The sequence below is a fragment of the Candidatus Neomarinimicrobiota bacterium genome, from assembly GCA_036476315.1.
GTDB lineage: Bacteria > Fidelibacterota > Marinisomatia > Marinisomatales > S15-B10 > JAZGBI01.
In genome coordinates, this window is record JAZGBI010000061.1 from 25,012 (window position 1) to 31,913 (window position 6,902).

Consider the following 6,902-nt stretch of genomic DNA (forward strand, 5'->3'; position numbering starts at 1 on the left):
ACGCTGCCAACTGTTGGAGCGCAGCGCCTGCCAGCCCCCCACCAAACGGGAGGGGAGGCTGGGAAATCCTGCCAAGCGGGGCCAAGTGTCAACTGCCCCTTTAGTTCTTGGCTCTTGGTTCTTCCAAACTTCCTCCCGTAACTTTCGTTGTATGGCCGCAGCTCCTCGCGTCAGGTTCGCACCCAGTCCCACGGGAGAACTCCACCTGGGCGGTGCCAGAACCGCCCTTTTCAACTACCTTTTCGCACGTCAGAGTGGGGGGAAGTTTTACCTGAGAATCGAAGATACAGATGTCAAGCGATCAAAACGGCAATATGTTGATCAGATGTTCGACGGGCTGAAATGGCTGAATCTTGATTGGGATGGGCCGGCCGTCTTCCAGTCGGGGCGAAGTGAGTTTCATCTTGATACGGTTCAGAAGTTGTTGACTGAAGGGAACGCCTACCGATGTTTTTGTACCGTCGAGGAACTGAAGAAAGAGAGGGAAAAAGCGGCCAGGAGTGGCGAAGGGTATGGGTATTCCGGCAAATGTCGAAATCTAACGGTGGAAAAGATTCAACTTAGATTGAACCGTGCCGATCCTTTTTGCTTTCGAATAAGAATTCCTGAGGGGGAGGTTGCGTTTCATGATCGAATCTACGGGCTCATCACCGTGTCGAACAGGGAGATTGACGATTTCATCATTCAGCGCACCGATGGGACACCAACCTACAATATGACGGTTGTGGTGGATGACTCAGACATGAAAATCACTCATGTAGTACGTGGTGACGACCATCTCACCAACACTCCCAAACAGATAGTTATCTATCAACTATTGGGCAGGAGTACTCCGGAGTTTGCTCACCTCCCCATGATTCTGGGGCCGGACAAACGACGGCTCAGTAAGCGGCACGGAGCTCTTGGCGTGCACGAATTTCGCAAGATGGGCTATCTGCCCAATGCACTTTTGAATTATCTCGCCCTCCTGGGTTGGAATCCCGACACGGAACAGGAAGTGTTCGAGCCCAGTGAGTTGATGGAAACATTTCGCCTGGAACAGATTCAGAAAAAGGCAGCTGTGTATGACGAAAAGAAACTGAAGTGGATGAATGGCCAGCATATGGCAGGTCGTTCCGCAGCGGACTTGTGGGAAAGGATACAGGACATGGCACCGGAGTGGAGGGCGAACGTGGACAAGGATTATCTCCTGAATGTTTTAGATGTGCAGAAGAAGCGTCTCAAAACGCTTTTGGAAATAATGGAAAACTCAGATTTTTTCTTCGTAGATCCTTCCGTTTATGATGAGAAAACGGCCAGGAAACGCTGGAAAGACAGGTCAACAAGTGAGTTGATTACAAGCTATGCCGAGCGATTGACACAACTGGAAGAATGGGATCAAGAAACCCTTGAGTCCGAATTGCGGCAACTGGCTGCGGAAAGGGGCGTCAAGTCCAGCAGTCTTATTCATGCAGCGCGATTGGCGATGACCGGCGTTCCCAAAGGTCCGTCTCTCTTCTTACTCATGGAGATGTTGGGAAGTGAAACCTGTATCAGGAGGTTGGAGACGGCGTTGAGGAAGTTGCCCAGTTCTTCTCACCCGCGCCAGGAGGAACCGTCTGCCGGATGAAAAAACAAGAGCAAACGGCAGGGAACTTCATTGAGCAGATCATTCAAGACGATTTGAGGACGGGGAAGTACGACGGACAAGTTCACACTCGGTTTCCCCCTGAGCCGAACGGATATTTGCATGTTGGACATGCCAAGTCAATATGTCTGAATTTCGGCCTTGCGGAGAAGTACGGAGGTTTGTGCAATTTGCGTTTTGATGACACCAATCCCACCAAGGAAGAGGCCCAGTACGTCAAGTCCATTATGGAAGACATTGAGTGGCTCGGATTCGATTGGGGAGATAGGCTTTATTATGCATCCGATTACTTCGGAGAGATGTATGACCTGGCAATACGGTTGATCAAGTTGGGCAAGGCTTACGTTGACGACTTGAGCGCGCGTGAAATCAGGGAATACCGTGGGACGTTGACGCAACCGGGCAGGGACAGTCCATTCCGGAATCGTACTGCCGAGGAAAATCTTGATCTGTTCGAGAGCATGCGAGGAGGAGAGTTCAAGGATGGTACCCGTGTCCTCCGGGCAAGAATTGATATGGCATCCCCGAACTTGAACATGCGTGATCCGGTCATGTATCGAATTCTACATGCTTCGCACCACCGCACGGGGGATGAATGGTGCATATACCCTACCTATGACTGGGCCCACGGACTCGAAGATTCGATTGAGCGTATTACCCATTCCCTTTGCACTCTTGAATTCGAGGACCACCGTCCACTATACGACTGGTTTCTAGAACAACTGGATGTCTACCGTCCTCAGCAGATTGAGTTTGCCCGCCTGAACTTGAGCTACACCGTAATGAGTAAGCGGAGGCTGCTTGAATTAGTGGATGGCGGGGCCGTCAAGGGATGGGACGATCCTCGCATGCCGACCATATCGGGACTGCGCAGAAGGGGATTCACTCCGGAATCGATACGGAGATTTGCCGAGAAAGTTGGCGTGGCAAAGAGGGAGGCAACGGCGGACATAAGCCTTCTTGAGCACTGTCTACGCGAAGACCTGAACAAACGGGCCCCAAGAACCATGGTGGTCTTGGATCCCCTCAAAGTAGTCGTGGACAACTATCCCGAAGGCAAGGTTGAGAAATTGGAGGCGGTAAATAATCCTGAGGATCCCGGCATGGGCACCAGGACAATTCCTTTTTCCAGAGTAATCTATGTTGACCGGGACGATTTCCGGGAGGATCCCCCGAAAAAATTTTTCCGTCTTGCGCCGGGTCGGGAAGTCCGGCTGCGCTATGCTTATTTCATTACCTGCGTGGATGTGATCAAGAACAGGGAAACGGGTGAAGTAGAGGAACTGCGCTGCACATATGATCCAGAGTCCCGGGGAGGGTCCTCCCCTGATGGGAGAAGAGTGAAGGGGACACTTCACTGGGTATCAGCGGATCATGCTCTCAAGGGAGAATTGCGTCTTTATGATAGACTTTTCTCAATACCCAATCCCTCCGGGGAAAAGAAGGGGGGAGATTTCAGACGCCATCTCAACGATTCCTCCCTGAAGACCCTCACCCGATGCCGTTTGGAGCCGGCACTCATCCACGCAAAACCGGGGAATCATTATCAATTTGAGAGACTGGGTTACTACTATGCGGACCCGGTGGAATCTTCGCAGGGAATGCCGGTTTTTAGCAGGACGGTCCCCTTGCGGGATACCTGGGTGAAGATAGAAAAAGCTAGGCTCTCAACCACTGAAAATTGCGATTGAAAAATTGATGCCTCCCTCATACATTGGAATAAGATGCGAGTTATCCACAGAAGGATTGTGACCTCCTTTCCCGTTCTGAGCCTCATTTCTGTCATGCTTGCGGGAAATCCCGCGCCCCGTGTGGTCAATCTCTATCTGCTCGACTTTGACAATCTCAGATCGGATCCCTCCGTGGCCTGGCTGAGCAACGGTTTTGTCGACATGATCAAAGAAGGCTTCAGCGAATTCGACGGCGTGCGAATTTTCGGGAGGACGGAGCTGGAACAGATACTTCAGGACCGATCCGTATTTCTCAGGCAGCCCAGAGGCACCGGAAATGTTCTCGTCATGGGGAGCTTTGTCCGTGATCTTGATCGTATCACGGTCAATGTTCAGCTGCTCAATATTTCAAACTGGAAGGAGTTGAGTAAGATAACCACGATGGGATCGGTGAATCTAATTTCAAAGTTGGGGAGCGATCTGTTCACCGATGTCAGTGCTGCCCTCCGTGATCAGATTCCCGCGCAAACCGGTGGTGTTCTTCGGCCTCCGCTAGCAAGGGCCGAACCCCCGGAGTATCACGAACAGGTCAGTCAAATGAGCTCCTCTCTGTCGGATGCTCTCTCAGAGTTGGAAGAGTCAATGGACCTCTATATCGGAGCCCGCGCGAAGGGGGGTGACACAGGAGCATCCGAGGGAAGATATTACCGCGATTTCTCCTTTGACGGTTCTGGAAACGCGGTGGACTTCCCTTCTGAAGACGCTGAGTTACTGGAAACGATCCTCTCGAGGATCTCGAAAAACCCCTATTCCGTTGACATCGGGAAACCGTCGCTCAAAATGGACCGGAGTAGGAAGGATGACCGTGTTCGACTTTCGATTCCCGTTAAGTATTCTCTGAGAGAAAACCTTATCAAGGATATGCTTTCCTCGCTGCCCTACACCGGAATACGGCAGGACGGCTCTATCACGTCTCTTGAGTTCTCCCGAAGGAAGTTCAAGATCCCGGGCAATCTTGAAAAACGAATTAGTCGAGGTGCTTTCAGAATTGTCCCCGTGATACAGCTTCTCGACAAGAGTGGGAATATCCGGTTAGTGATTCTCGATTCGGCAGATCCGTACTGGCACAGGCAGACTTCAAAGAATGTCAAGTTCACGACAGAACATGTCTTCTCCCCCCTCGTAGCTTTCTCGGTAAGCGGCTGGTCACTGCAGGTAACAATGGAGTCAGCAGAAATAAGTGCCACTTATGAGCTGGATGTGCCGGAAAAGGAGGCAGGAAGCTATTCCCGTGTTCAAGTAGAATTTGTTCCAGAGATTGAACTTACAACGTTTCTCTCAAACATTTTATGAAGTATTACCTGTCTATCATCGTTATTGCCTGGAGTACAACTCTCGGTCAAATCGATCAGATTCCGTCCTTGACGCTTGAAGCGTCAGAAGGTGAAAGCATCTCCTTAGAAAAGGAGGTAGCCCGTGGACCTATGCTCATCGATTTTTGGGCCCTCTGGTGCGCTCCCTGTTTGAAAGCCATGAGATTCTTGAACGAATTCGAAGACAGGTATCGAGATGACGGTTTTCGGGTACTGGCGATCAACCTCGACACGGAACGAAGCCGGTCAAAGGTCAGGAATTATGTCCGGTCAAAAGGCTATGATTTCCTCGTGGCTTTCGATCCGTCCCAGGAGAGTTTTCGCCGCATGAACGGCAACTCCCTACCCTTTACGTTGCTGGTAGACAGAACGGGCACGATTGTGTACCGGCACGTGGGGTATGTTCCCGGTGACGAAAAGAAACTGGAAAAAGAGATTCAATCCCTTCTTTCATCCCGCACCGGGTCCCTCCCTCAATTCGCTCGCTAGTCTCTCCTGATGGCAAGGCTTCTTGCCCTCCTCGCAACTGGAATTGTACTCTTATCCGGTGGGTCACCTTATGTCTCCGCCGGAATATCATTGAAGTACGGTGAGGGTTTTTTGCCAGGGAGCGAGCTCAGAGCAGCCTCCAGTACGCCATATCTGTATCGTGAAAACTTCTTAATGGTTACCGCGGGGTATGGGGATTTCTCTTTTTGGTCAGACTTTGAATTCAGTTCGCCCCCACAAATCGGTCCCGACCATGCTGGTTTGAGAAAATTCCGTCTCACGTGGGAAGGGAAGCAATACACGGCCAGCGTCGGGGACCTGTATGGCCAGATCGGCCGGGGTCTGGGGCTCAATATGTGGGAGAATCAAGCGATCGACTGGGATTCCTCACTCAGGGGATTCCGCATGGAAGTGAAGCCGCTTCGTGGATTCTCTTTGGATCTCCTCGCGGGCCGGGCGAACAGCGGTAGATATCTGCCTCAGGGACCCGGGGTGAATCCTCGCAAACGTGATTTCTCCGATGACGCCACTGTTGGAGCCGTTACACTCACGAGGGAAAATCTTTTTCCGGGTCTAAGGTTGGGCGGCTATTTTGTTCGCGTGAATGCCTCCAATCCGTGGTTCAGCAAGGTAAGATCTGTGTCCGGTCACTATGAAGTAATGGATTCCATGAACGTAGAAACACGATCCAATATTCCAGGATTTTTTTCTGAATACTTCGGGACTAATTATGACCTCTATGTTGAGTTTATGGTAAGAGGCCACGAAATCTCTCTTGCGGACAGTCTCTATTCTTCTGCTCTTGTGAAGTCTCTGCACTACGACAAACGAAGGATGGGGAGCGGGGGATATGCCAGTTTCTCCCTTTACCCGGGAAGATGGGGAATAACGCTTGAATATAAGAACTACGCTCTTGACTATAGTAATCCTGACAAGCGATTGAATCTTCCACTCAGATTGGGCCGACGCAGCATCGTTCAGAGTCCACCCACAGCGTTCAGAGAACACACGTCGACTCTCCTGTCGCGAACGCCTCATGTTATGGATTTTGAAGATGAGGTGGGCATCCAGATTGAGTTTAATTACCGGATGAGTCCAGATCTGTTCCTGATTTTTAACACAGCTCACAGCAGTCGCCATTCAGCCCACGCCAGGATCATCCGGCCCGACTTCTCCACCGAGTGGAAAATGACGACAATCCCTAACGTGCTCTGGATGGATGCTGGTGAGAAATTCTTTCCCTACCGGGAATTTTATTTGGAAGTAGACTACTATGTTGATGATCTCGAATTGGATATCAGAGGAATGGTCGCCTCCACAAGCGAAGTTATCGCTTACGATGAGTCTCTGACGGAGAGAGCCGGAGCGTCCGGCTGGTTATCCCGTCATGCCAAGTATGCTATTTCGTGGGAGAGACGGGACCTGGTTTCCACACCGTTTGAGTTCTCATTCAGCCTGCCCGCAAACTGGGGTCTCGACATCCGGTGGGAACATCAATTGGAGAAGTCGAACTTGAAGACGTTCCTCGCTTTCGAAGACAGAGAATCGGGTCACGTCGACAGTGTGGTCACTGACAGAACAACAAAGGTCCCTTTCTACTATCGATACGTTGCAGTGACCTTGGGAAAACCTTCACGGTTCTCGGTCGGTTTTGTCTATGACCATGCCTCTCGCGTCAAGAACGATCAACCTCAAAATGTGGATCCGGAAAACGACAGCTGGCTCGAGGAAATACTCCGGAAT

General features: G+C 51.0%; 5 protein-coding genes. All 5 read left to right on the forward strand.

Annotated features, from left to right (window positions below):
- Nucleotides 1-151: 151 nt before the first annotated feature.
- A complete protein-coding gene (gene gltX / locus V3U24_05865; protein MEE9166968.1) occupies nucleotides 152-1,609 on the forward strand; it encodes a glutamate--tRNA ligase in 1,458 nt (485 codons plus the stop codon).
- The gene (locus V3U24_05870; protein MEE9166969.1) at nucleotides 1,606-3,318 is read left to right on the forward strand and encodes a glutamine--tRNA ligase/YqeY domain fusion protein; all 1,713 of its coding nucleotides are present in this window, start codon (nucleotides 1,606-1,608) and stop codon (nucleotides 3,316-3,318) included. The genes gltX and V3U24_05870 overlap by 4 nt, the downstream gene beginning before the upstream one ends.
- A gap of 33 nt (nucleotides 3,319-3,351) precedes the next feature.
- The gene (locus V3U24_05875) at nucleotides 3,352-4,650 is read left to right on the forward strand and encodes a hypothetical protein (GenBank protein MEE9166970.1); all 1,299 of its coding nucleotides are present in this window, start codon (nucleotides 3,352-3,354) and stop codon (nucleotides 4,648-4,650) included.
- Nucleotides 4,647-5,159: a TlpA disulfide reductase family protein gene (locus V3U24_05880; GenBank protein MEE9166971.1), complete on the forward strand. Its 513-nt coding sequence runs from the start codon at nucleotides 4,647-4,649 to the stop codon at nucleotides 5,157-5,159. Before V3U24_05875 ends, V3U24_05880 begins: the two co-directional genes overlap by 4 nt.
- Nucleotides 5,160-5,168: 9 nt before the next feature.
- Nucleotides 5,169-6,902 (forward strand): DUF6029 family protein (locus V3U24_05885; protein MEE9166972.1); only part of this gene is annotated, 1,734 nt, incomplete at its 3' end.